This is a genomic window from Dokdonia sp. Asnod3-C12 (genome assembly GCF_045063975.1).
Taxonomy (GTDB): Bacteria; Bacteroidota; Bacteroidia; order Flavobacteriales; family Flavobacteriaceae; genus Dokdonia.
In genome coordinates this window covers 1,777,189-1,803,673 of record NZ_JBEFNY010000003.1, presented here as the reverse complement: position 1 = coordinate 1,803,673, position 26,485 = coordinate 1,777,189, and the positions used below count along the sequence as shown (strand labels likewise).

Below are 26,485 nucleotides of genomic sequence, written 5' to 3'. Positions count from 1 at the left end.
TACTTCACGTGTTTGACATATATAACCCATGGAAGTGATCTTAGTTTCTTACTTTTAAATTCTAAATATTCTACTATGAGATTTTTATGTATCGCCCTTTTACTCACTAGCCTTTGTTATGGACAAACTAATGCGTACGAGATATCTTTTGATAACGCACACCACCATGAAGCGCAGATAGCTATCACTTTTCCTGAACTCAAGAAAAAGACCATAGTGGTGCGCATGAGCAGATCCTCACCAGGACGCTATGCAATACATGAGTTTGCAAAAAACGTTTTTAACTTTAAGGCTACAAACAGCAAGGGAAAGGCGCTAGAAGCAACACGCCCAGATCCATACTCTTGGGAGATTAAAGATCATGATGGAGAGGTAAACGTATCATACACACTATTTGCAAATAGAGCAGACGGCACATACTCACAAGTAGATGAGTCGCATGCTCACCTTAATATGCCAGCAACGTTCATGTTTATGGAGGGAGAAGACCACCGTCCTATTGAAATAGATTTTAAACTAAGGAAAGATTTGAATTGGAAAGTAGCGAGCCAACTTAAAAAAATAGATGACGCAAATTACAGCGCACCAAACTTGCAGTACTTTTTAGACAGCCCTACAGAGGTAAGCGATTACCAGCTTAGAGAATTTACTGTAGATGGTCAGAACATACGTTTTGCGTTGCATAGTGATGACACCTCAGAAGATTTTGACACCTATTGGGATAAGGTAAAAGCCATTGTACTGGCGCAAAAAGAGGTTTTTGGAACATTACCTACCTATGATTTTGGCGAGTACACTTTTCTTGCTTGCTATGCTCCGCACGTTTCTGGAGATGGGATGGAGCACCGCAACAGCACGATACTTACAGACAGAGAATCACTAGCAGCAGGAGGAATGGAAGGAAATATAGGCACTGTCTCTCACGAGTTTTTCCACTCATGGAATGTAGAGCGCATACGCCCAGCAGATTTAGAGCCTTTTGACTTTACAGCGGCCAATATGAGTGGCTCACTTTGGTTTGCCGAAGGTTTTACAAGCTATTACACAAATCTTATACTTGCGCGCGCTGGTGTTATCACTAGTGAAGACTATGTAAAAAGTCTAAACGGGACGTTTAACTACGTATGGAAATCGCCTGCTCGTGACTATTTTAACCCGATTGAGATGAGCTACCAGGCGCCCTTTGTAGATGCCGCGACCTCTGTAGATCCTGTAAATAGAAACAACACCTTTATCTCCTATTACTCGTATGGTAGTGTACTCGGTCTTGCGCTTGATCTCTCACTACGCCAACAAGAACTTAATCTTGATGATTATTTTAAAGCAGTGTGGAATCAGTTTGGAAAGAAGGAAATCTCTTATTCTATACAAGATCTTGAGAACGTACTAGCTGCGTATGCGGGTGACGCTTTCGCGAAAACGTTCTTCTCTCAATATATTTATGATAGTCAAATGCCAGATTATCAAAACCTACTATCAAATGCGGGACTTACAATCACACGAGACAAAAACAAGCCTTATCTAGGACTACGTGTAAACGCCTCTGACAGCGGATTACGTATTGCTAGCCCAACTTCAAAAGGCTCGCCTGCATATGTTGCAAAGCTCAATAAAGGGGATCTTATAACTGCAATAGATGGCGCAGCGATAACGACTGTAGCTGCCTACAATGCGCTAGTTAAAAAGCTCACTGTAGGTCAAACGATTGCAGTGACTTATAAACGTTTTGGTAGCGAGGCAACCACAAACCTAACAGTAAGTGCAGATCCTACCTACACCATCGCTACCGATGAAAACGCAGGTAAAAAAGCTCGTAAGCTCAAAAAATACTGGCTACAAGAAAAGTAAAGGCCCATCCTTCAAGGTTATATCCCCAGCATTAAAAATAGTGCTGGGGTTTTTTTATGTGTGATTTTAAACAAAATTATTGTTTTTCAATAATTTTTATCTATTTGTTATTGTAAAACGATAATTAAATGAAAACTATTTAAATAAATCTGATGAATAAACTTAAAATATTATTTGGCATAATTGCACTACTACTTTTTGGTTACACCTTAGGAATTATACAGAGTATTATTCTATTAGATAATTATCAATTAATAGTAGATGCTAGAAAAAGTGAAATGATCTTTGGTGAATTTGATTACTTCATAGATAAGTTATTGATTATATCAATTTGTGCCGGCCTCATCATTTGCCTTAAGTGTATTTATGAAATTTTGAAGAAGGGATTTTTTACAATTATTTCTAAAAAGCATATGAAATATGCAGGTTATATCTTTTTAATAGTTGGAACTATTTCTGCCATTCTTGACAGCATACGGTTCTTTGCTGGCAACCTGAGAGGAGTACTACTAAACAATATTTTAATAGGATTGCTAGTAGGACTACTTGGCTTCATAGTCCTTATCATAGCAGATATGGCTCGAACGGGCTACCAACTCAAGTCTGAAAATGATTTAACAATATAATTTTCTATTATGAAAAACATAAAATTACTTCTGGGCGTAATTGTAGGTTTACTTATTTTAAATCTTGCTAAGGTCATCTTCAATATCACTTTTTATAACTCCTTAGATGATCTTCTCAATGCAGATGGTGAAGGTCATTTACTCATCATAACTTATGTAGCAACTATCATTGTGCTATGTGCAGCTCACTTACTTGTCGCTAAGGGACTGTGGTTTATGATACAATACGGATACTTTAATTTGAGAAGTATAAAGGTGCTCAATTTTGGAGCTGTAGCCTTTATCGCATACGGTATTATTTCGCTTTGCTGGAGACTATACCTAATGAGCTATTTTAATCAAGCTGAAACTAACGAAGCTCCTCAAATGGTCATTAATGCCTTTGAGAATAGCTACACTATCATATTAGGGCTAGCCATCATAACAATCACTACGGTATTAAAGGATGCACACATCCTCAAATCTGAAAACGATCTAACCATATAATCTATGCCTATAACGATAAACTTAGACAAGGTGCTTGCAGATCGTGAGATGAAGAGCAAAGAACTCGCAGAAATCATAGGCATCACCACAGCAAACCTTTCTATACTCAAATCGGGTAAGGCAAAGGCAGTGCGTTTCTCTACGCTTGAGGCTATCTGTAAGGCCTTAGATTGCCAACCTGGCAATATACTGGAGTATTCTACAGAAAAATAGCTATAAAGGCCTAAAGCCATTTCGTATTATATGGGTCTGTACCCGCATCATAAACATCTAGTTCCAACTGTAGAGCTATACCACGAGCTACATCAAGTGCATCATCTAAATCTTGATAATTAGAAAGGTTAAAATGTCGTTTTTCATCGTACCATAAATTAATCTCGTAGAAATCTTTAGGGTTAAGAAAAACGGCAACATAACTTAACTCTTCATATTGCACCCAATTGCCCCACTCAATAATGCCTATAGTAGACATATCTCTAAAGCGATGATTCTTAAAGTTAAAACGATAATATTTTGAGATAGAATATCGTAAACCAAACATAAAGCAAGTAGTACCAAAATAAGCATACCCTCCTACGTGTTTTAAATCTACAAAAGATTGATACAAACAAAATATTGTAGCTGTATAACAAGTAGCCGCAATAATATTTTCAAGTAACGACCTTGAGCCTTGAGATATAACTACATCTTCTTTTATCATACGTTAATAATACAAAAAAGCCCAAATTCTAATAAGAATTTGGGCTTTTAATAGTGTATGTTAATGCGCTTTAATCTGCTAGCACAATCACTTTATTGTTGTTCATCTCTACAGTACCACTAGCAATTGCAAGTGACCACTTACCGTCTGGTGTTTTGGTAAATTTACCTTCTTGACCATCTGCTATAGTAGGATTTCCTTCAAATTTTACAGTACCTGCTACTAGTAAAGAAACAGTTGCTGCGTGATTATCTAACATTTGGTATTCACCATTAACACCTGGTACGGTAACCGATGATACTTCACCGCTTACTAGAGATGCCTCTGGAGTTACAATTTCTAAATGCATAGTTTATAATTTATAGTACGCTTTCGCGAAAGCGTAATTAAAAATCTCTTAAGCCTCTTGAAGCATTTTTTCTCCTGCTTCGATTGCCTCTTCGATAGTTCCTTTAAGGTTAAATGCTGCTTCTGGAAGGTGATCTAACTCTCCGTCCATAATCATATTAAATCCTTTGATAGTTTCTTTAATATCTACTAGACATCCTGGGATACCTGTAAACTGCTCTGCTACGTGGAATGGCTGAGAAAGGAAACGTTGTACACGACGTGCACGTCCTACTGCCATTTTATCTTCTTCAGATAATTCCTCCATACCTAAGATGGCGATAATATCTTGAAGCTCCTTATAACGCTGTAACAACTCTTTTACACGCTGCGCAGTGTTGTAGTGCTCGCTTCCTAATATCTCTGCAGTAAGGATACGTGATGTAGAGTCTAGAGGATCTACCGCTGGGTAAATACCAAGTTCTGCAATCTTACGTGAAAGTACTGTTGTTGCATCAAGGTGAGCAAACGTTGTTGCTGGTGCTGGATCTGTTAAATCATCTGCAGGTACGTAAACCGCCTGTACAGATGTAATTGATCCTCTTTTTGTTGAAGTAATACGCTCTTGCATCGCTCCCATCTCTGTTGCTAGAGTAGGCTGGTAACCTACGGCAGATGGCATACGTCCAAGTAGTGCAGAAACCTCAGATCCTGCTTGCGTAAAACGGAAGATGTTATCTACGAAGAAAAGTACGTCTTTTCCTTGTCCTTCTCCTGCTCCATCACGGAAGTACTCAGCTATAGTAAGTCCTGAAAGTGCAACACGTGCACGTGCTCCAGGTGGCTCATTCATTTGACCGAAAACGAAAGTAGCTTTAGAATCTCTCATTCCCATTTTATCTACTTTAGAAAGATCCCATCCTCCTTCTTCCATAGAGTGCATAAAGTCATCTCCGTATTTGATAATACCAGACTCAAGCATCTCTCTCAAAAGGTCATTTCCTTCACGTGTGCGCTCTCCTACTCCTGCGAATACAGAAAGACCACCGTGACCTTTTGCAATATTGTTAATCAACTCTTGAATAAGTACAGTTTTACCTACTCCTGCTCCACCGAATAAACCAATCTTACCTCCTTTTGCATAAGGCTCAATAAGGTCAATTACTTTAATACCTGTAAAAAGTACTTCTGTAGATGTTGATAAATCTTCAAATTTTGGTGCGCTACGGTGTATTGATAAACCAGCATCACCTGCCTTAGGCAAGTTATCCATTCCATCAATAGCATCACCTATAACATTAAAAAGGCGTCCATAAATATCTGGACCCACAGGCATTTGAATAGGCGCTCCAGTCGCAACTGCATCTACCCCACGGCTTAATCCATCTGTAGAGTCCATAGAGATTGTACGTACCGTATTTTCTCCAATGTGTGACTGTACTTCAAGAACAAGTAGTGCTCCGTTTGAATTTGTAACTTCTAGTGAATCGTAGATTTTTGGTAACTCAGATCCGCTCTCGAAAGCGACGTCTACTACCGGGCCTATAATCTGTGCAACTTTACCTGTAACTTTTGACATTAGTATCTATTTAATGTTTAGCGAAATAAAAGCGAAAAAATTATCGTTTTTCGTGGTGCAAAGATACTGTTTAATATTTTATACAAAAATGCAAAATGTAAGTTTTTATAAGCCTTTTCATGATTCCCATGATTCAGCGATTAAAGAATATATACGGCGGCTGTAATAATTTGATTTTCTTCAAAATAGATGCAAAAGAAAAGGACTTATCCAACTTCTAGCGAATAAGTCCTTTTATAAAAAATTAAATAATCTAGTTAGCGAGCATTCTAAAATACCCTAAGCAAAACAGTAGATTATTAAAATATTACTCAACCGTAACCGACTTTGCCAAGTTACGTGGTTGGTCTACATTTTTACCAAGCATCAATGCTATGTGGTAAGATAATAACTGTAACGGAATAGTAGCCAAAATTGGAGTAAGAGGCTCTAGCGTTTCTGGAATCTCTATCACGTGATCTGCAAGTCTTTTAACCTCCGTATCACCCTCTGTAACAATACCGATAATCTTACCGCTACGTGCTTTGATTTCTTCAATGTTGCTCACCACCTTCTCATAATGACCCTTTTTCATTGCAATAACAAAAACTGGCATCATTTCATCTATGAGAGCGATAGGTCCGTGCTTCATTTCTGCCGCAGGATAACCTTCAGCATGAATATAAGATATCTCCTTAAGCTTAAGCGCTCCTTCAAGTGCTACTGGAAAATTATAACCACGTCCTAGATAAAGAGCGTTAGGCGCATCTTTATATTGTGCAGCAACAAGCTCTGCTTGATCATTACATAATAATGCTTTTTCAACTTTTGCCGGAATACGTTCTAATTCTTGTAGATATTTTCTAAACTCAGAGTCGGCCATTTTACCTGTTGCTTGAGCAAGTCTTAAGGCGATTAAAGTAAGTATTGTTATCTGAGTAGTAAAAGCCTTTGTAGATGCAACACCAATCTCTGGACCTGCATGTGTATATGCTCCTGCATCTGTTATTCTAGAAATAGAAGAACCTACAACATTACAAACACCAAAAACAAACGCTCCTTGCTCTTTAGCAAGTTTAATTGCCGCCATTGTATCTGCAGTTTCTCCACTTTGAGAAATTGCTATAATAACATCATCCTTAAAGACTACTGGGTTACGATATCTAAATTCTGAAGCATACTCAACCTCTACCGGCACACGAGCAAACTCTTCAAATATATACTCAGCTACAAGTCCTGCGTGCCATGATGTACCACAAGCTATTATAATAATACGTCGAGCGTTTTTAAACTTCTCTATGTTATCATCAATACCTGCCATTTTAATGATACCTTCTTTAACGAGCATACGCCCACGGAAAGTATCTTTAATTGCTTGAGGCTGCTCATAAATTTCTTTAAGCATAAAGTGATCATAACCACCTTTTTCTATTTGCTCTAGATTAAGCTTTAACTCCTCTATATACGGATCAACTAAAGAATCATCTTTAATTTTACGTACTTTTAATTTCTTATGATTGCGTATTACGGCCATCTCACCATCCTTAAGATAGATGGTCTTATTTGTGTACTCAATAAATGGCGTGGCATCTGAAGCAATGAAGAATTCATCTTCGCCTACTCCAATAGCAAGAGGACTTCCTAAACGGGCAACCACAATTTCGTCAGGTTTTGTTTTATCAAAAACCGCAATTGCATAAGCACCTATGGTTTGGTTAAGTGCAATTTGCACTGCCTTACCTAGCTTAACTCCTTCATTTTTCTTTACATCTTCAATTAAGTTTACCAATACTTCTGTATCAGTATCTGATTGAAAAGTGTAACCACGTTTTATAAGCTCTTGACGCAAAGCGTCATAGTTTTCTATAATTCCATTGTGAATGATTACTAAATCACCAGAATTTGATAAATGTGGATGACTATTGACATCGTTAGGAACACCATGAGTTGCCCATCTTGTGTGCCCAATACCTATACTACCTGTCGTAGAAATTTCAGATTCTAGCTTTGTACGCAAATCTGCAACTTTACCTTTTGTCTTAGAGAACTTTAAATCAGTACCATCATACAATGCAATCCCTGCACTATCGTAACCCCTATATTCGAGTCTCTCTAAACCTTGAACGACAACTGGGTAAGCATCCCTATGCCCTATATAACCAACTATTCCACACATACTTATAAATTATTATAGTCCTAAGGCTAAACCACAAGGGCTGTTAGGATCAATTTCTTCTGTTATTGTATAATACAATCTTAATCTTAATTTCTTCTCTTCATCAGAACTTGCAGTTCCATGCAAAATAGTTCCCTCTGGAGAAATCACTCCAGAAAATGGAACGCGCTGCCCATCTTGAACACCGCCAGTACCACCAATTAACGCAGTGTTATCAATAGTCACATTTTGAGAGACAGACAAAGCCAATCTCACATTTGTAGAGTCATTTTTAATGATATTATTTATGTGCTGTGTAAGACGTATTCTATAACTAACACCATTACTTGAAAGATCACCATCTATTTCTCTAGAAAGTCGACCTAAGTGGTTAGTTCTTGTATCAACTACTCCATCATCTCCTGTCGTATTATCGATAAGAGCATCTAGCAGTGTAGCATTATTTTCATAATCATAAATGAATATTCTCTCCGGCTCTAGCTCTCCACTACCACCAGTACTCAGTTCGTCTTGTTGAACATAAAATTGCAAGTTTGCTTCGTTCACAATAATATTACATGATCTTAAAGCTTCCAACTGATCTGCAACACCGTTGTCATCCTCATCTGCCCCAAATAGATCAATTAACGCAATACTTCCATCACCACCTTTTAGATACAAGTTTTCTTCGCCATCAATTAGATTTTGAGACTCATTAAAACTAGTAGATCCTATAGGACTCTGACTAAAATCATTTTCATATGCTATTGCACGTACACCTGAAGACCTTAAAGATATGTTTCCAGTTCCTGTTGAAACCTCTTCACCTGAATCATCTACTGTCGAATCCTCATTAGTAAAAGAATAGTATATAGTAACATTTAGGTTTGCAACATCAAATAGAATAGCACTTCCCTTATCGTCAATAGCTTCTGCTTTTAGATATAATCCTCTAAAATAATCGTTTACTGTATTTTGATTTAACAATGTACCTTGACCTTCTTGGTCAATGATTGCTTGTTTCCAATAATCTAGGACAGCGGCATCGCCAGCATTTCCGTTTATATATGAAAGTCTAATTCTTGGACTCAATCTATCTACCTCATTAGTTCCATCTGGATCGCCAGCATCGTCAAGATTTGGCGTAGTTAATACGATTTCGCTAGCATCAGGAACAAAACCTTCTGTTTGCATTCCATCAGCTGACTCATCACGCACCTCAAATAACAAATCCCCTTCTACTCCTTGAAATTCAGAAATCTCATTAGAATAATAAATTGCTGAGCTCTCAAAGTCTTCTGCAGGGTCTAAACTATTTAAAAAGAAATTTGATCTGTAAACAGATAATTTCATTTGACCTGGAGTATTCCCAAAAATAGAGTCTAGTGAATAAGTAGAATTTCCATCCGTATCCGTTTCTTCTAATGTAGAATAATACGGAAGTGAGAAAACAACAGAATCAATTTCAGTTTCATCACCAAAATCAGGATCAGTACTAGACAAAGCTACCTGAGTCAACAACGAACTAGTTGTAGAACCATAAGTTGGGTCTTTATAGAAACCAACAACTCCAACGGATGTACCACTAGTTTGAACCCCATTAAAACCTGAGGCGTCTGCATAGTTGCGACTGTAAGCTGCGATTTTTAAATCTTGAGCAAGGTCTGTATCAAAGTTAACTTCTCCTACAATACTAGTCCCTATAGAACCAAACTCGTCCTCGCAGGAAATAATCAACAGCGCAAGCCCCAAAACCATGGCTGCTTGCTTAAGCATTTTATTCAATCTCATAAATAGTCTATTCTTCTAAAACTTGAGTAGTGTAAAAATCTTCGTAAGCCTGAGGAAACTCCTCTTTCTTCTTATACGACAAAACAGGAATTTTAGTCGTATTAAGGATTTTCATTAAGTCTTCATTTAACTCCTGAGAACCTACAATTGCAGCATCACTATTTTTAATAGTAACCTTCATAAGGTTTTCGTAAGTAGGATCTTCTAGTTCTTTAATAGTTTCTGGATCTATACCATCAAAAGCGATTTTATTAATAAGCTCCTCATTAAGAGCCCCTTCAAATCCTTGATTGTATATAGACGTCACTATTTTGCTCTTTGAAAATAATGGCTCACTTGCATAGTAATGCTTAAGGTATAATGGCAATAAAGATGCTAGCCATCCCTGAACGTGAATAATATCTGGCGCCCAGTTTAGTTTTTTAACCGTCTCCACAACTCCTTTTGCAAAGAAAATGGCACGCTCGTCGTTATCAGGAAAAAGATTTCCTTCTTCGTCTGTAAAAGTCGCTTTACGCTTAAAATACTCTTCGTTATCTATAAAATATACCTGAATACGCTCCTTAGGTATAGAAGCAACCTTTATAATAAGTGGCATATCAAAATCATTGATAACCAAATTCATCCCAGATAATCTAATTACTTCGTGTAGTTGATGTCTACGCTCATTGATATTACCGTAACGCGGCATAAAAATGCGTATTTGCCCACCCTTGGAATTAACCATTTGAGGAGCTTCAAACGACATAGAGGCAATCTCGGTCTCTGGTAGGTATGGAATCACTTCAGATGACACGTATAATATCCTCTTATCTTTCATATATGTAAAAATTAGGTTGTTAATCTATTCAAAAAACACGCAAAAGTACAAATTTTTACGCACTTAGTCTTAATATTAGTAAGTTTGCATCCCGTTAAAATTTTAATAAAGTGCAAGCAATAACAGCTCATAAACAGATTTCTAAGACCGTCCATCAAGCAAAAAGCAATGGCAAATCCGTTGGTTTTGTCCCTACAATGGGCGCCCTACATCATGGACATGCATCACTTATTGATTATGCACTCAAAGATTGTGCCCTAATTATAGTAAGCATTTTTGTTAATCCTACACAATTCAATAACGCCTCAGACTTAGACAAGTATCCTCGCACTCTAGATAAAGATCTAGAATTTCTAGCGTATTATGGAGATAAAGTGGTAGTCTACGCACCTACGGCTACAGAAGTTTACGGCAATGAGGTCTCCTCTACCCCTTATAATTTTGGAGCCATAGAGAAGGTTATGGAGGGAGAGCACAGGCCAGGACATTTTGATGGTGTAGGCACTGTTTTAAATCTCCTTTTTAGACAAGTAAATCCAGACAAAGCATATTTTGGAGAGAAAGATTATCAACAACTTGCTATTGTGCGCAAGCTTGTAGAAAAAGAAAAACTACCTCTAGAAATTATAGGCTGCCCTATTCACAGGCAAGAAGACGGCCTTGCCATGAGTAGTCGCAATGCACGACTTACTGAGACTCAACTTGCTATTGCGCCTTTTATTTATGAAGTGCTGCAGTATGTGAAGAATAATTTTGACACGCACTCTGCACTACAATTGAGGAATTATGTTTCAGCGGCTTTTGAGAAAAAAGAAGGTCTTGACCTTGAATACTTTGAGATTGCAAATATTAAAAATTTAAGTACGCTTTCGCGAAAGCGTAAAAATCAACAATACCGAGCTTTTCTTGCCGTTTATGCTGGTGAGATTAGACTTATAGATAATATAGCCCTAAATTAAACTTATTATTACCTTTGCACTATGCTAGTAAATGTTGTAAAATCAAAAATACACCGCGTTAAAGTAACGGGTGCCGAGTTACATTATATTGGAAGTATTACCATCGATGAAGACTTGATGGACGCTTCAAATATAATTGAAGGAGAACGTGTACAAATTGTAAACGTAACAAACGGAGAGCGTCTTGAGACGTATGCAATCCCTGGACCAAGAAAGAGTGGAGAAATCACCTTAAACGGTGCTGCTGCTCGTAAAGTTGCAAAAGGAGATACGCTTATCTTAATTGTATACGCCTTTATGGAAGTAGAAGAAGCAAAAAAGTTTAAACCTACTTTATGCTTCCCTAATGAAGAAACAAACTTGCTCAACTAACGTTGATAAGTAATAAACATAAAAGTCTCGCGCTTAAAATCTTACTCCCACTCGTGGGAGTTTTTTTGGTTTGGTATCAACTTAGTAAAATGACTGCGGTAGAGCGCAGCGATATGTGGGAAGCGATAAAAATGGTGAATCCTTTATGGATTGTTATCTCGCTGCTATTTGGTTTATTTAGTCATTTTTCTCGAGCATACCGCTGGAAATATTTACTAGAGCCTTTAGGGTACAAGCCTAAGTTCATCACAAGCTTTATGGCTATTATGATTGGCTATTTTGCAAATACCTTTATCATTAGATCTGGCGAGGTTTTAAGAGGTGTAAGCCTTTCAAAAACAGATAACATTCCTTTTGAGAAAGCCTTTGGAACTATAGTAGCAGAGCGCATTGCAGACCTTATCGTACTGCTCCTCATCATGACTACAGCTGTAGTCCTACAATCTACAGCGCTCATAGCTTACTTTAAAGAGAATGCAAATCCCACAGGTTTTATCGTACTACTTGCTGTAGGTCTTACTACTGGAATTTTTGGTTTACGATTACTTAAAAAATCATCACACCCTTTTATTCAGAAGATTAGAAAGTTTGGACTCGGACTTCTTGATGGGGTAAAAAGCATTCTAAATATGCAGCATAACACTGCATTTATACTACACACCTTATTTATATGGGGTATGTATATAGGTATGTTTTGGATCATGAAATATACGGTACCTGGCACTGCAGAGGCTCCATTAGGGGTTATCCTTGCTTCCTTTGTAATAGGCGCATTTGCAATGAGCGCCACAAATGCAGGAATGGGTTTGTATCCCATAGCTATGGCAGCAATATTTACCTTTTTTGGATACGAAGATGGCGCAACCTTTGGCTGGCTCCTCTGGGGAACCCAAACTATTTTTAATGTAATCATAGGCGGCATTTGCGCACTTATCTTGCTACTCATTAAAAGACGGTAATTTTTCATATTTTAGGACTATCCTAATAACTAAAAAGTTATTCCCACATGAAAACAAATCTACTTACCCTAATACTCTGTATTTACAGTGTACTAGTTTCTTCTCAAATTGACTACAAAGAGATTCAATCAGAAATTCTAGGCACATCCAGACAGCTTAAAATACAGTTACCTCGCAATTATGATGAGAATATAGAAAAATCGTATCCTGTAATTGTAGTTATGGATGGCGACTACCTATTTGAACCCGTAGCTGGTAATGTAGATTATTATAGCTACTGGGAAGAAATGCCACAAGTTATTGTAGTAGGTATTAATCAAGTAGACAGTAGAGATGATGATACATTTTATGATGATGTAAGTAACCTTCCATCTGACACTGGAGCTTCATTCTTTGAATTTTTAGGCTTAGAAGTAATGCCTTATCTAGATGAAAATTACAGAACTAGTACGTTTAGAATTGCAGTAGGCCATGATATGACCGCAAATTTTATGAATTACTACTTAATGAAAGATCCTGCGCTATTTCAAGGATACATTTCCTTAAGTCCAGATCTCGCACCACAAATGGAAGAGCGCCTTGTCGCTAGATTGGGACAAGCAAAGCAAAAAATATTCTATTACCTCGCAACAGCAAGTGACGATATAAGTGTACTACGCGATCCTATTATTCAACTAGACGCTCAGATGAAACAGGTGCAAAATGAGAATGTTCAATATAATTTTGACAATTTTGACGGTGCTACGCACTACTCACTCGTAGGTCGCGCTATACCAAAGGCACTAGAAAACATGTTTTCTATCTATCGCCCTATTAGCAAAAAAGAGTATAAAGAGAAAATATTACCTAGCGAGTCTCCTTATAACTATCTAATAGATAAGTATGCAACGGTTAAAACGCTTTTTGGCCTAGATGACCCTATACGCATTAATGACTTTATAGCAACATCTACAGCGCTTGAGAAAAAAGGAGACTGGGAAGGCCTTGAAGAACTTGGAAAAGTTGCTCGCAAGCAATACCCAGAAACGATGTTAGGAAACTACTACCTTGCACTATCACTAGAGAAATCTGGAGAACCTAAAAAGGCGATGCGTGCATATCAAAATGCTTTTTTACTAGAAGAAGTTTCATTTCTTACTAAAGATTTAATGCTAGATAGAGCAGACCAAATCAAACAAGACTTTGGTTATTAATTACTTATAACACCCACTTTTTATAGCGCATTCTTGCGCTGTAAATCACATATTATTTAAATCAAAATAATTTTAAAAGGAGGTGTGATTCTCTAATTTTGCAAGCAGATTACTCATTTTATGGCCAAAACAAAAACTACCTTTTTCTGTCAGAACTGTGGCACACAGCATGCCAAATGGCAAGGCCAGTGTAATGCTTGTAAGCAGTGGAATACCATTGTTGAGGAGGTTGTACAAAAAGTAGATAAAAAGGATTGGAAGTCTGAAACCGCAAAGGTTTCTGGACTTACTCGTACAAGTAAACCCCTAAAAATCGCCGATATTTCTACCGCTTCTGAGGCTAGAATGAACACTAAAAACGGCGAACTTAACCGTGTTCTAGGTGGTGGCTTAGTTCCTGGGTCGCTTACTCTTCTAGGTGGAGAACCTGGAATAGGAAAAAGTACTTTACTATTACAAATATCACTAGCACTACCTTACAAAACACTCTACGTCTCTGGAGAGGAAAGTCAGCAGCAAATAAAAATGCGTGCTGAGCGCATTAATCCAGAAAGCGACCAGTGTTATATTCTTACAGAGACAAAAACTCAAAATATCTTTAGGCATATAGAAGAGATGCAGCCAGATATTGTGATTATAGACTCTATACAAACGCTACATTCTGATCATATAGAAAGCACCGCTGGAAGTATCTCACAAATCCGTGAAACCACTTCAGAGCTGATACGATTTGCTAAGGAAACAGCAACACCTGTAATTCTTATAGGTCACATCACAAAAGATGGAAATATTGCTGGACCAAAAATTCTTGAACACATGGTCGACACCGTCCTTCAATTTGAAGGAGATCGTAACCACGTTTATAGAATTTTAAGAGCACACAAAAACCGTTTTGGAAGTACTAGCGAACTGGGTATTTATGAGATGCAAGGCTCAGGATTGAGAGAAGTAAGTAATCCAAGTGAGATTCTCATTTCAAAAAATGACGAAGACTTGAGCGGTACAGCAATCGCAACCACAATGGAAGGTATGCGACCGCTTATGATTGAGATTCAAGCGCTTGTGAGTACTGCAGTGTATGGAACACCACAACGTAGCTCTACAGGATACAATGTAAAGCGACTCAATATGCTTCTCGCTGTATTAGAAAAACGAGCAGGTTTTAAACTAGGGGCAAAAGATGTTTTTCTCAACGTGACTGGAGGAATCACTGTAGATGATCCTGCTATAGATCTTGCAGTGGTAGCAGCAGTATTATCAAGCAACGTAGATATCCCCGTAGATAAATCTATGTGTTTTGCAGCAGAGATAGGTCTCGCAGGAGAAGTGCGCCCTGTAAACCGTATTGAACAACGCATCGTAGAGGCAGAAAAACTAGGTTTTACAAGCATCGTGATTTCAAAATATTGCAAAATACCTGATACTAATTATCACATCAATGTGATTAAAGTAGCCAAAGTTCATGATGTCGTGAGGCACCTTTTTGGGTAAGCTACTAGATAATGGAGCCTCATTATACAGAAGCTTTTAAAAACGTTCACATATAATCAATTGCGTCAATATCTGAATGATTCTTGTATGCACATGGCACCTTTTCTGCATAGTTGCTGCTATGTTTAAAAAGATTCTATACACTTTATTACTTCTTGCCATAATAAGCTGTAACCAAATTCAAAAAGCCACAGACGCCATCACGCAACCCTCGGCTCGCGAAGTTTACGCTCGTGGTTTTGAGAAAGATGATAGTATTTATAAATCATGGAATTCCGCTTTCGCGAAAGCGTATCAAAAAAAAGCACTAAGCAATAACGCACTCTCGGATATTCCGCATACCACTGTAGGCACTTATTCTTCTACCTATTTGATTCCCTACCGCTATACATTTACACTCGCTGCAGGTGAGATTTTTCATGCGGAAGTTGAAAACAATGTAGACTCAACCGCCATATTCCTTGATCTTTTTACGTGGGAGAGTGATTCTATAATGAATCCAACGCCTAGGTTATCCAATGCTCCTAATGAGAGAAAAATCACTACCGAGATTACTGCATCCGGATTATACACACTCCTCGTACAACCTCAAATAGGCGCAAGCTCTTCCTTTGCATTAAAAATATATACAAAACCACAATACAGCTTTCCAGTAAGCGGAAAAGATAATAAGGCGGCTCAAAGCTTCTGGGGAGCTTCTAGAAGCCGCGGCAAGCGTAGCCATGAGGGTGTAGATATTTTTGCAGCAAGAGGAACCCCCGTCGTAGCGATTACTGATGGTATGATATCCTCCACAGGTAATCGTGGTCTAGGAGGTAAACAAGTGTGGTTACGTGACGGTATTTTTGGTCAGTCGCTATATTATGCGCACCTAGATAGCATAATCGCTACCACTGGACAGCGTGTAAAAATAGGAGATACACTTGGCTTAGTAGGCAATACTGGGAATGCCAGAACGACACCTCCACATTTACATTTTGGCATATATAATCGTACAGGCGCCATCAACCCATATCCATACATTAAACAAACGGAGTTACCTCTTATTTCCGATTCGCTATCTAGCTGTCTAGGTTTACTTAAGAATAATAGTACGATGCGCGTATCACCTACTTCGACTTCAGAAAAAATTGGCACATTAAAGAGAAAGGATACTGTCTTGTTGCTAGAAAAAACAGGCAATTGGTTTCATGTACGTGCTTATGATAGTTTACAAGGATATCTATATAAAACGGCTATAAAGTCCATTCCATCTACATGATTTAATGTAGATAATTACGCTTTCGCGAAAGCATGAAAAGAAAAAGGCACGCTTTACAGCGCACCTTTTTTACATACAGCGATGTACTTTTGCTATGGAGCAGGGTTTGGTATTGCTGCGTGCACCTCGTCTATCGCTTTTAAAATCTCTTCAGATAGTGTAATATCTGCACTACCAATGTTTTCTTTAAGTTGCTCCATACTTGTAGCCCCTATAATATTACCAGTTACAAAAGGTCTATCTGTCACAAATGCAAGTGCCATTTGTGTAAGACTCAATCCATGCTCATCTGCAATCTTTTTATAACGACGTGTTGCTTCAAATGCGTTGTCGTTATGGTAACGATTGTAGTTAGGGAACAAAGTCACACGTGCATCTTCTGGATAACCGTCTAGATATTTTCCTGTAAGTTGCCCAAATCCAAGAGGAGAATATGGTAGCAAACCTACATTCTCGCGATGTAAGCCTTCTGTAAGACCTATCTCATCTTTTCTATTAAGAAGATTATAAGGATTTTGGACGGTTACAACCTTTGGCGCACCTCTTCTAGCTTCTTCTACAAAACGCATCAGGCCAAAAGGAGACTCATTAGACAGTCCTATATTTCTAATTTTTCCTTGTTTTACATAGGTGTCTAGAGACTCAAGAATCTCTGCAATATTATCTTCCCACTGCTCATCTGGATTGTGAGTGTACCCTCGTTTTCCAAAGAAATTTGTGTTACGCTCTGGCCAGTGTAATTGGTATAAATCAAGATAATCCGTCTGGAGACGTTTTAAACTCTTGTGCAATGCATCATCAATAGCTTCTTTAGAAAAACCAAGATTATCTCTTACAGAAGCAAATGTTGGGCTAGGGCCAGTAATCTTTGAAGCAAGAACAATCTGATCTCGGTTCTTATTTTTAGCAAGCCAAGTACCTATTACCTTTTCTGTTGCACCATACGTTTTCTCTTGAAAAGGCACGCTATACATCTCTGCCGTGTCAATAAAGTTTACACCCTGAGTAAGTGCATAATTCATTTGCTCATGGCCTTCGGCTTCCGTATTCTGGCGGCCCCAAGTCATTGATCCCAAACAAATTTTTGAAACTTTTATATCTGTATTTGGTATTGTTGTGTATTTCATAAGTATTGGATTTGACACAAATCATTGCGTCTTTGTGCAACTATACAGCTCTCGTTTTATCTAATCAATATCATTAAGCAAAGCTGTCACCTCATCAAGTTTAGGTGTCAAGATTACTTCTATACGCCTATTTTTTGCTTTGTTCTCTGCATTATCATTTTCGGCTACGGGTGCATATTCTCCACGGCCCGCTGCTGTTAGATTCTTAGGATCTATATCTCTGTTTGTGCGTAAAATTTCAACAATAGCTGTTGCTCTTTTTGCAGAGAGATCCCAGTTTCCTGCTAGATTTCCGCTACCTCCGTAAGGCACATTATCTGTGTGTCCCTCGATAAGCACAGCGATGTCTGGATTATCTGCTAGCACGCTACCTAATTGCTTTACAGCCTTTGTTCCGTTTGCGCCTACGGTCCAGCTACCAGAATCAAATAAAAGCTTATTCTCTAGTGATACATATACTTTACCATCACGTTGCTCTACGGTAAGACCTTTTCCTTCAAAGTCTGTAAGTGCTTTTGAGATAGATTCTTTAAGCGCTCTCATTGTAGCATCTTTTGCTGCGATTACACCTTCTAGCTCATCTACTCTCGCAGAGCGTTCTGCTAGATCCTTTTGTAACTTTTCAAGACGAGTACGTTCTGCTTCTAGAGCAGCAGTTTTTTCGGCAAGATCATTTTGTTTAGTCTCTAGTTCGGCTAGAAGTTGTCTGTTTTTCTGAGAATTTTCGGCTATAGTCGCACTACTATTAGATTCTAGAGCGTCATAACTTGCTTGTAGTTGTTCCAGATTAGCTTTCGCGGAAGCGTACTCCCCTTCTAACTCCTCTACTCTAATTATACTTGAGCCTAAATCTTTTGAGACTTTATCATACACTGCGTTCGTCTTTTTAAGCTCAGCTTTTAAGTCCTTTACATTATCCTCAAGGCTACGATTATCCTTGCGCAACCTGCTATAGCTTGCTTCAAGATCTTTAAACTTTTTTGCAGGAACGCAAGAAGTAAGTGCGCTTATCGCAAGTATTATAAGAAGGGATTTTTTAAACATTGTATTCATTTTTTTTAAGATAATTTTAATTCTACCATGTGCGGACAGTGGTCACTGTGCACAGCATCAGATAGAATCACAGCACGTTCAATATTATTTTTAAGAGGCTCGCTTACCATGTTATAATCAATGCGCCATCCTTTGTTATTTGCTCGCGCATTTGCACGATAACTCCACCATGTGTAGTTATCTGGCTCTTTGTTAAGATGACGGAAAGAGTCTATAAAACCACTGTCCATAAAATTACTTATCCACTCACGCTCTACAGGTAAAAATCCGCTCACGTTTTTATTACGTACGGGATCATGAATATCTATAGCTTCGTGACAAATATTGTAATCTCCACCTATCACAAGATTTGGAACATCCTGCTTAATCTCGTTTACATAATCTTGTAATAACGACATGTATTCCAGTTTATGCTCTAAACGGGCAATATTTGTTCCTGATGGCAAGTACATGCTCATCACAGAAACATCGTCAAAGTCAACTCTTATATTTCTACCTTCAAAATCCATGGATTCGATTCCCGTTCCATAAACTACATTTTTAGGTGTTTTCTTTGTGAGAATAGCCACACCACTGTATCCTTTTTTTTGTGCGCTAAACCAGTAATGCTCATATCCTAGACTTTCAAAAACTGCTGTATCCACTTGGTCTGGCGTTGCTTTTGTCTCTTGCAACAGCACCACATTTGGGTCTGTATGTTGCAACCAGGTGGCAAAATCTTTGCGCAAAGCTGCACGGATACCGTTTACATTATAAGAGATAATTTTCATAGTATGCTGTATTGGACTGCTAAGTTATAAATTAGGTTTTTCCACACCTCGTAAAAAACTTATAAAGTTTACCTTTGAATCATTGTAATATTTACCTCAGCCTAGAGTTTTACTATTGATGCGCGTATTTTACACAGTTCTTTTACTATTATGCACCAGTGCTGTTCTAGCACAACAAACGCGTACCAAAAGAATTGCAGCAAGAGACTCTGTACTTTTAGACTCTGTAAGTATAAATCCATCCTTATTTAAAATTACCACGCTACAAGGCACAACAATAGACAGTACAGCTTATAGTGTTGATTATGGAAAAAGTATCATTACGCTTAGCGCGAAAAATGGAGCACTTCCAGATTCTCTCATTGTAACATATAAAGTTTATCCTGATTTTCTCACGCGTGCTTACTCTCAGTATGACCCTAGCCAGATCGTGACGAGTACTGGGAGCCTTAATAAGGTAATAAGCCTAGGTGAGGACAGGAGAACAAATACTGTCACTCCATTTTCTGGCCTTAACGTGAGCGGAAGTATACTGAGAGGAGTCGCTGTAGGCAATAGTCAAAACAGCACCTTAAACTCAGAGCTTGACTTACAAATAAGTGGAAAGCTAAGTGAGCGCGTTACCTTACGCGCTTCTATACAAGATGCAAATATACCTAGCCAGCAAGGTGGATACTCTCAAAATCTAGATGAGTTTGACCAAGTGTTTATCGAGCTATTTTCTGACAATTGGAATATAAGAGCTGGTGATATCAATCTAGAAAACAAGGACACCTACTTTGGCAGATTTACAAAAAAAATCCAAGGCTTATCCCTAGGTGGCACCTTGAATCATTCAGATGATAAACAAACAGACTTACATGCTTCTGGGGCTTTAGTGCGAGGTGTTTTTACACAAAGTACTTTTACCGGACAAGAAGGCAATCAAGGTCCTTATAAACTCACTGGACCTAATGGTGAGTTGTTTGTTCTAGTTGTTTCGGGTAGTGAGACTGTTTATGTAAATGGCATACCGCTCACACGTGGAGAAAGCGAAGACTATATTATCGATTATAATGCTGGAGAGATTCGATTTAATGCGACTTATCCCATCACTAGTGAAATGCGCATTAATGTTGCCTATCAATTTTCTGAACGTCGTTACACTCGCTTTCTGGCGTATGGAGGAGGAAGCTTTCGCGAAAGCGATAAACTCAAAATATCTGCTCACGTATACTCAGAAAGTGATGCTAAGAATCAACCACTACAACAAAATCTCACCTCCGAACAGGTTGCTATTTTAAAAGAAGCTGGTGATGATATGCAAGAAATGATTGCCCCTAGCGCAATCTCAGACACCTTTGACGAAAATAAGATTCTCTACAGACAGATTGTTGTAAATGGCGTCGAAGCTTTTGAATTTAGCGCCGATCCTGAGGAAGAACTATTTCAAGTACGTTTTACTAATGTAGGAGAAAACCAAGGAGATTACATTTTAAGCACGACAAATACTTTACAGCGTACATTTCAATATGTTGCCCCTATTAATGATATTTCACAAGGTTCTTTTGCTCCTCAAGTACAACTTTTTGCTCCTACCGTATTACAATTAGGCGTAGTAAATGGAAGCTACACACCTTCAGAAAAAACTACAATAAACTTTGAAGCTGCAGGAAGTAATAATGACACAAATACATTCTCTACGCTAGATGATGATGACAATAATGGTTATGCTGCACATGTAGACGTAAATCAGCTGCTATATAAAAATGATAGTTTATCCAGCTTTCGCGCTTTTGGGAGTTGGGATTTTATACAAGAAGATTTTAGAAGTATTGAAGGGCTTTACAATATAGAATTTAACCGAGACTGGAATGTCGAGAACTCACTAGCTCAAGCTGGAGGAACCCTACTAGGAACTCAACACTTTACTACCGTAGGACTCAATTATGCTCGTACAGAGCAAGGAGCAATTACCTATCAATTTCAACATCTAAATTTTCAAGATGCTTACAATGGTTACAGACACAGTCTAAATGCCAACTGGCACCTTGGTAATTTGAGAACTGCGATTAATGCAAGTACGCTTAGTACAGATGATGTACAACTCAATACAGACTTTACACGAGCAGACGTAAATGCCATTTACGGATTTAAAAAATCATGGATAGGCGCTTCATTTAATATGGAGGACAACGTTAGAGTCACAAAGAGGAATGATTCTATAACTCCAAACAGTCAGCGATTTAGTGCTTACAAAGCTTTTTCTGGCGTGGGAGACAGCACAAACGTCTATATGGAAGCTGGATATAAATATCGTGTAAATGATAGTGTACGACTTAATCGCATCGCACGTGTAAATACTTCCAATACGTATTACTTAAAATCCCAATTGATAAAAAATGAGAAAACGAACGTCTCACTCTTTCTAAATTACCGTAATCTTAGTTATGAAGATCAACGAGAAGATGAAAATTCGCTCAACTCAAGACTACTTTATAATCAGCGATTTGCAAATGACATCATCCGACTTAACACGGTTTTTGAAACCAATAGCGGAACTCAACCTCAACAAGAATTTACTTTTATTCAAGTAGATGAAGGTCAAGGAACCCACACATGGAATGATTATAATGGAGACGGTATCCAAGAGCTAGAAGAGTTTGAGATAGCGCAGTTTCAAGATCAAGCAGATTATGTGAGAATACTACTCCCAAATCAAGTATTTGTAAGAACACATCAAAACAAACTAAGCCAGCAACTCACATTACAGCCTGGACAGTGGTCTGGACTTAAAGGAATAAAAAAGTTTCTTTCCCACTTCTACAATCAGTCTAGCTATATCTTAGATAAACGAGTATTGCGCACTGATAATGATTTTAGCTTGAACCCATTTAATGAGGATGAAAATGAAATAGGCGCTACGCTTAACTTTAGAAATACATTGTTTTTTAATAGAGGAAAGCAACGCTACACAACCTCCTATTCATTTCTATCAAATACATCAAAAATTCTTCTCTCTACGGGATTACAAGAAAGTGTAGTACAAAGTCATCAACTCAACTTCCTACACAAAGTAAAGGAGAGCTGGCTCTTTAATACCAAAGGAGATTTAGGTTCGACAGAAAGTAGTGCAGAGAATTTTACAACTCGTAATTTCAGTATAGACAACTACGGTGTTAACCCTAAGCTCTCATATCTTTTTGGCAAACAATCGAGGGTCTCACTCTTTTACGAATACCAAAATAAGAATAACACGACGGGTGACCAAGAACAACTTGATCAACAAAATCTTGGTATTTCCTTTGCATTAGCAGATTTAGAAAAGGTATCATTAATTGGGGAGTTTACGTATATCAATAACGATTTTCGCGGAAGCGCATTTAGTCCAGTAGCGTATCAAATTTTAGAAGGATTACAACCAGGAACAAATTTTACTTGGAATGCTATCGCACAAAAAAGAATTACCAAATTTTTAGATTTGAATGTATCTTATTTTGGGCGTAAAAGTGAAGAAACACGAACTATCCATACAGGTAATATTCAGATTAAGGCTTTCTTCTAAATTTTGACGACCTTTAAGGAAACGAAAACTACCTAATTATGAGAACAAGATTATACATTACAGGTATGTCACTTGCTGCAATCATGGCTTTTTCTTGCTGTGGGCAAAAAGCGGTTGCTACAGAGGATACTAAAACAGCACTTATGGATTTTGACACAACTGGATATACATCTGGAACTATTGTACATTCTAAAGCAGAAGGCGATTGTGAGTGGACAATTAAGCTTGAAGATGGACGTCATCTTGACCCTATGACCATAGATAAGGATTTCATGCAGGATGGAGCAAGCGTTTGGTTTAAGTATACTCCACAACGACGCATGAATAGGTGCGATAAGGCAAGTCCTGTAGGTATTACGGAAATGAAGATGGAGAAGTAAAAAGAGACTTCTTAATTTTTATGAATAAAAAAACCCATTGCTAATGCAATGGGTTTTTTTCTAAACGTAATTTATTCTTATTGAACAATGATGCGCTGTACTTTTCCAACGTCACCTGTTCCAACTTTTACTATGTATACACCCTTTGCTGCATAAGACATATCTAAGTCAAACTGATATCCATTACCACCATTAAACAATCTATGATTAAGTAAGCGTTGACCAAGCATATTGTAAACATTAAGGTCTAGGCGATCATTAATCTCAGTTGTATTCAGCGAAATATCAAATTGATTATTTCCTCTGTTTATAACATTTAAATCAGTCCCTACTAAGAAAGGCTCAGGCACAGAAAGAGCTTCTGCAGCACATAATTGCAAACTCCAGTTATTTAAAGTTCCGCCGTCGCCTCCTGCGTTATCCGTAATTCTAAGTGTCCAATCTCCCGCAGAAGTTAATCCATTTAAAACATCAAGAGATCCACTAGGTGCAAATACTCCTGTAAATGGTGCAGTTCCATCTACTATGCTCACTGTTGCCTGACTATCAAAAGTTGTATTAGTGAAATTATCACCACTAGATCCTACTCTAGGAGCAAGTTCCACGATAGTATTGTCTGGCGCAACAAGCTCTATTAATAAATCAGCATCCCAAGTATGGGATACATCTATGGTAAGGTTTACATCTGTAATGATAAAATCATTTCCTATAACTATGATAGACTCAGTAACAGTATTAGCATCCGGACCTACTGCTTGAGATTCTGTATTATCTGTTGAGAGACAAGATAAATTTGTAACCATTGTAGACGCAGCATCATTAGTGCTATCAAAATCACCTGTTAATGCCGTAGCCCCTTCAATAATATATGTTGCTATAGTGCTTAGATCTGCACCTGTCGCAAAAGTATAAGAAAGAGTTTCCCCAGGTGCTACACTTGCAGTTCCAACGTTTTCTGTAACTAATCCACCTCCATCTACTGAATAAGTAACATCAAATCCACTTTGAGCTACCGATCCAAAATTTTCTATCGTAATTGTAACTGTTTCTACTGTTAAGTTTTCTCCAGTTGTAGGAGCTGTCACAGCAATAACACCTAAATCTGTTGGAGAAATATTTGTTACTTCTCTCGTAGTCGAATCATTGATATTATCTTCATCTATACTATAATTTGTTGATGCAGTAATACTGTATGTTTGACCTTCTACTGAAAAATCACCTGTTCCTGTAAAAGTATATTGTGCAGATGTAGATGATGCTATTGGGCCAGCAAAAGTTTCTGTGACTAAAGTACCTCCATCAATTTGATAATTAACTTCAATATCTGAAGCTTCATTCTCACCAAAATTGAAAATTGTAACTGTTACTTGCTCTGTAGCAGTAAGATTTCCATCTAGTGGAGTATCTATACTAGTAACACCTACATCGTTAGGAAGGTTTGGAGCAAGTTGGAATACTCCTAACACATTTGCACGACCACTTGTTCCAACATATTCGTTTAAGAACCAAAAGCCTTTATCATTACTAGGATCAACATCCATTTTACCATAATCTCCATAACGTGTTCCTGGTATATTTCCAGATCCTTTAGCTAATAACGTTTCTTCTACAGACATTGTGCCTGGTGGGTCTGCAGCATAACGACCCGTATAATAAGAACTCAAGACAACATCTACACTCCCATCTGTTGGAGTAGTTGAACCTGCCATACCAGAATATCCCATCCCTATATTACCATTTTGGTCCATGGCCATTGAAGCATGCCATGCATGTTTACCATCTGGGGCAGTGTAGGTACCTTCTTGAAAAAGTGACCATGCTCCACCATCTTCAGATTGACGTAACTCCATCCAGCGGATTCCTGCAAGTTCTTGTCCTGAATCATCAACGTCGACAACAAAATTAAACACTCCACTATTATGACTTCCAAATTTTCTAAATTGAGCTTGATTCATTATCGTTGCTTGTAAAGCATCGATAGAAGTTCCCCCATTAGGTTGTTCTAAATTCACAAAAGAACCACCGTCAAATACAGAAGTAAATTCTGTTACAGCAATTTCTAAAGGTGCAGAAACCACTGAATTTGAAGTGTCATCCCAATCCATAGTTGCTTCCCATAACTTTATATGATCTGTAGCTACACCAGCCCAAGCATCATCTTGTAGGTATACTATTGGACATCCACCAGTAGTTGGGTGATTGTCATTAGTAATATTTAACGCTTGTGGACTGTGAAAACCATTAGTAACGATACCTGGCAACTCAAATCCCGCCATTTGCGCGGCAGGATCTGGAGTCCCATCATCTTGAAATGCTCTTTCTAGAACCCATAATTTTGTTGATCCGCCAGTATTTTCAGTTACATAATAACCATCTCTCCATACAGACAGCTTATTATAGTCTGATATACTTGGGAAGTTATACACAGTCCAAGTTGAAGTTACTGGATCTGGGCCATTAGAAATAGCAATCTGCACTCCTCCTCCAAGAAATGATACTACCCACCGATCTGCAAGATTATCATATGAAACGGTAAGGTCACAACATCCCGAAGCTGGAAAGATATTTTCAGTCCCTAGTTGCGTAGTTAATGGATTACCTTCTTTGTCAAAAATTCTAAATCCAGTATTGAATACTGCAAAATAATGATTAGGCCCTACAGCGCCAGAAGGATCAGTAGGTTGTGAGTTAGATAGTGCCGTTTCTACAACAAGGCTCGGCATTCTACCTGGAACAGTTCCTTGAGATCTATGTTGACTTTGTGATAACGCGTCTACTCCTTTGCTTCCTTTACCGATAAGTATTTGATTCTTAGTAGCACGACCATCTTGCATCTTTATTTTTTTATCTACAGATGGTATCAGAGTAGTGCGGGATTGTATTGATGGCATCTGAGTTACAGTAGCTGCTGTTGTTACAGAAAATGGACCAACAGGCTTTGTTTGCTGAGCAGACACCCCGAAACTAAAGGCTAAGAGAGCTGCGACCAGCAGTGAGTAGATTTGTTTCATAATGTAGTTTTTAGTGGTTTGTTTGTTAAAAAGTTATTAAAAATACAAAAATCT

The 26,485-nt window shown here is 38.1% G+C and carries 22 protein-coding genes; 12 read left to right on the top strand and 10 right to left on the bottom strand.

Features of this window, described 5'->3' with window-relative positions; all coding sequences use genetic code 11:
* The first annotated feature begins 75 nt into the window (after nt 1-75).
* From ACJJVW_RS08315 to ACJJVW_RS08300, 4 genes are all read left to right on the top strand, one after another.
* Nucleotides 76-1,848 (top strand): M61 family metallopeptidase, encoded by a 1,773-nt coding sequence (locus ACJJVW_RS08315; protein WP_405251313.1) that lies wholly within the window; start codon nt 76-78, stop codon nt 1,846-1,848.
* 152 nt (nt 1,849-2,000) lie between these two features.
* A complete protein-coding gene (locus tag ACJJVW_RS08310; protein ID WP_405251312.1) occupies nt 2,001-2,474 on the top strand; it encodes a hypothetical protein in 474 nt (157 codons plus the stop codon).
* 9 nt (nt 2,475-2,483) lie between these two features.
* Nucleotides 2,484-2,960, top strand: a complete 477-nt coding sequence (locus ACJJVW_RS08305) for a hypothetical protein (RefSeq protein ID WP_405251310.1) — start codon at nt 2,484-2,486, stop codon at nt 2,958-2,960.
* 3 nt (nt 2,961-2,963) lie between these two features.
* Nucleotides 2,964-3,173: a helix-turn-helix domain-containing protein gene (locus tag ACJJVW_RS08300; protein ID WP_405251308.1), complete on the top strand. Its 210-nt coding sequence runs from the start codon at nt 2,964-2,966 to the stop codon at nt 3,171-3,173.
* A gap of 10 nt (nt 3,174-3,183) precedes the next feature.
* Here the strand turns inward: ACJJVW_RS08300 and ACJJVW_RS08295 are convergent, their stop codons facing one another.
* From ACJJVW_RS08295 to ACJJVW_RS08270, 6 genes are all read right to left on the bottom strand, one after another.
* A complete protein-coding gene (locus ACJJVW_RS08295) occupies nt 3,184-3,660 on the bottom strand; it encodes a hypothetical protein (protein ID WP_405251307.1) in 477 nt (158 codons plus the stop codon).
* A gap of 70 nt (nt 3,661-3,730) precedes the next feature.
* Nucleotides 3,731-4,009, bottom strand: coding sequence for a F0F1 ATP synthase subunit epsilon (locus ACJJVW_RS08290; protein WP_405251306.1), 279 nt, complete (start codon nt 4,007-4,009; stop codon nt 3,731-3,733).
* A gap of 48 nt (nt 4,010-4,057) precedes the next feature.
* A complete protein-coding gene (gene atpD / locus ACJJVW_RS08285; RefSeq protein ID WP_108877678.1) occupies nt 4,058-5,566 on the bottom strand; it encodes a F0F1 ATP synthase subunit beta in 1,509 nt (502 codons plus the stop codon).
* A gap of 307 nt (nt 5,567-5,873) precedes the next feature.
* A complete protein-coding gene (gene glmS / locus ACJJVW_RS08280) occupies nt 5,874-7,721 on the bottom strand; it encodes a glutamine--fructose-6-phosphate transaminase (isomerizing) (RefSeq protein ID WP_298322771.1) in 1,848 nt (615 codons plus the stop codon).
* A 12-nt stretch (nt 7,722-7,733) separates the two neighbouring features.
* Nucleotides 7,734-9,491: a DUF4270 domain-containing protein gene (locus tag ACJJVW_RS08275; protein WP_298322774.1), complete on the bottom strand. Its 1,758-nt coding sequence runs from the start codon at nt 9,489-9,491 to the stop codon at nt 7,734-7,736.
* A 7-nt stretch (nt 9,492-9,498) separates the two neighbouring features.
* Complete coding sequence (locus tag ACJJVW_RS08270) at nt 9,499-10,311, bottom strand: glycogen/starch synthase (protein WP_298322777.1); 813 nt, start codon at nt 10,309-10,311, stop codon at nt 9,499-9,501.
* 110 nt (nt 10,312-10,421) lie between these two features.
* Between ACJJVW_RS08270 and panC the strand changes: the two genes are divergently transcribed.
* The 6 genes from panC to ACJJVW_RS08240 all read left to right on the top strand — a co-directional run bounded on the left by panC (nt 10,422) and on the right by ACJJVW_RS08240 (nt 16,546).
* Nucleotides 10,422-11,270, top strand: coding sequence for a pantoate--beta-alanine ligase (gene panC / locus ACJJVW_RS08265; protein ID WP_405251305.1), 849 nt, complete (start codon nt 10,422-10,424; stop codon nt 11,268-11,270).
* Between the two features lie 21 nt (nt 11,271-11,291).
* On the top strand, nt 11,292-11,642 hold the full coding sequence (panD, locus tag ACJJVW_RS08260; protein ID WP_013750424.1) for an aspartate 1-decarboxylase: 351 nt from the start codon (nt 11,292-11,294) through the stop codon (nt 11,640-11,642).
* 53 nt (nt 11,643-11,695) lie between these two features.
* Entirely contained in the window at nt 11,696-12,601 is a 906-nt protein-coding gene (locus ACJJVW_RS08255) for a lysylphosphatidylglycerol synthase transmembrane domain-containing protein (protein WP_405251304.1), read from the top strand.
* A gap of 47 nt (nt 12,602-12,648) precedes the next feature.
* Nucleotides 12,649-13,794 carry an alpha/beta hydrolase gene (locus ACJJVW_RS08250; protein ID WP_405251303.1) on the top strand — a complete coding sequence of 382 codons (1,146 nt, stop codon included), beginning with the start codon at nt 12,649-12,651 and terminating at the stop codon, nt 13,792-13,794.
* A gap of 120 nt (nt 13,795-13,914) precedes the next feature.
* Nucleotides 13,915-15,285 carry a DNA repair protein RadA gene (gene radA / locus ACJJVW_RS08245; RefSeq protein WP_108877672.1) on the top strand — a complete coding sequence of 457 codons (1,371 nt, stop codon included), beginning with the start codon at nt 13,915-13,917 and terminating at the stop codon, nt 15,283-15,285.
* A 121-nt stretch (nt 15,286-15,406) separates the two neighbouring features.
* Nucleotides 15,407-16,546, top strand: a complete 1,140-nt coding sequence (locus tag ACJJVW_RS08240) for a peptidoglycan DD-metalloendopeptidase family protein (RefSeq protein WP_405251302.1) — start codon at nt 15,407-15,409, stop codon at nt 16,544-16,546.
* A 92-nt stretch (nt 16,547-16,638) separates the two neighbouring features.
* Here ACJJVW_RS08240 and ACJJVW_RS08235 read toward each other — a convergent pair whose 3' ends face one another.
* The 3 genes from ACJJVW_RS08235 to ACJJVW_RS08225 are packed head-to-tail and all read right to left on the bottom strand — an operon-like array spanning nt 16,639 to nt 19,496.
* On the bottom strand, nt 16,639-17,673 hold the full coding sequence (locus ACJJVW_RS08235; RefSeq protein ID WP_405251301.1) for an aldo/keto reductase: 1,035 nt from the start codon (nt 17,671-17,673) through the stop codon (nt 16,639-16,641).
* A gap of 60 nt (nt 17,674-17,733) precedes the next feature.
* A complete protein-coding gene (locus tag ACJJVW_RS08230; protein WP_405251300.1) occupies nt 17,734-18,717 on the bottom strand; it encodes an OmpA family protein in 984 nt (327 codons plus the stop codon).
* Nucleotides 18,718-18,731: 14 nt separating this feature from the next.
* Complete coding sequence (locus tag ACJJVW_RS08225) at nt 18,732-19,496, bottom strand: exodeoxyribonuclease III (RefSeq protein WP_405251299.1); 765 nt, start codon at nt 19,494-19,496, stop codon at nt 18,732-18,734.
* Nucleotides 19,497-19,614: 118 nt separating this feature from the next.
* Between ACJJVW_RS08225 and ACJJVW_RS08220 the strand changes: the two genes are divergently transcribed.
* Nucleotides 19,615-23,040, top strand: coding sequence for a hypothetical protein (locus ACJJVW_RS08220; protein ID WP_405251298.1), 3,426 nt, complete (start codon nt 19,615-19,617; stop codon nt 23,038-23,040).
* A gap of 38 nt (nt 23,041-23,078) precedes the next feature.
* Nucleotides 23,079-23,420 (top strand): hypothetical protein, encoded by a 342-nt coding sequence (locus ACJJVW_RS08215; protein WP_405251297.1) that lies wholly within the window; start codon nt 23,079-23,081, stop codon nt 23,418-23,420.
* 77 nt (nt 23,421-23,497) lie between these two features.
* Here the strand turns inward: ACJJVW_RS08215 and ACJJVW_RS08210 are convergent, their stop codons facing one another.
* Nucleotides 23,498-26,431 (bottom strand): proprotein convertase P-domain-containing protein, encoded by a 2,934-nt coding sequence (locus ACJJVW_RS08210; protein WP_405251296.1) that lies wholly within the window; start codon nt 26,429-26,431, stop codon nt 23,498-23,500.
* Nucleotides 26,432-26,485 lie beyond the last annotated feature (54 nt).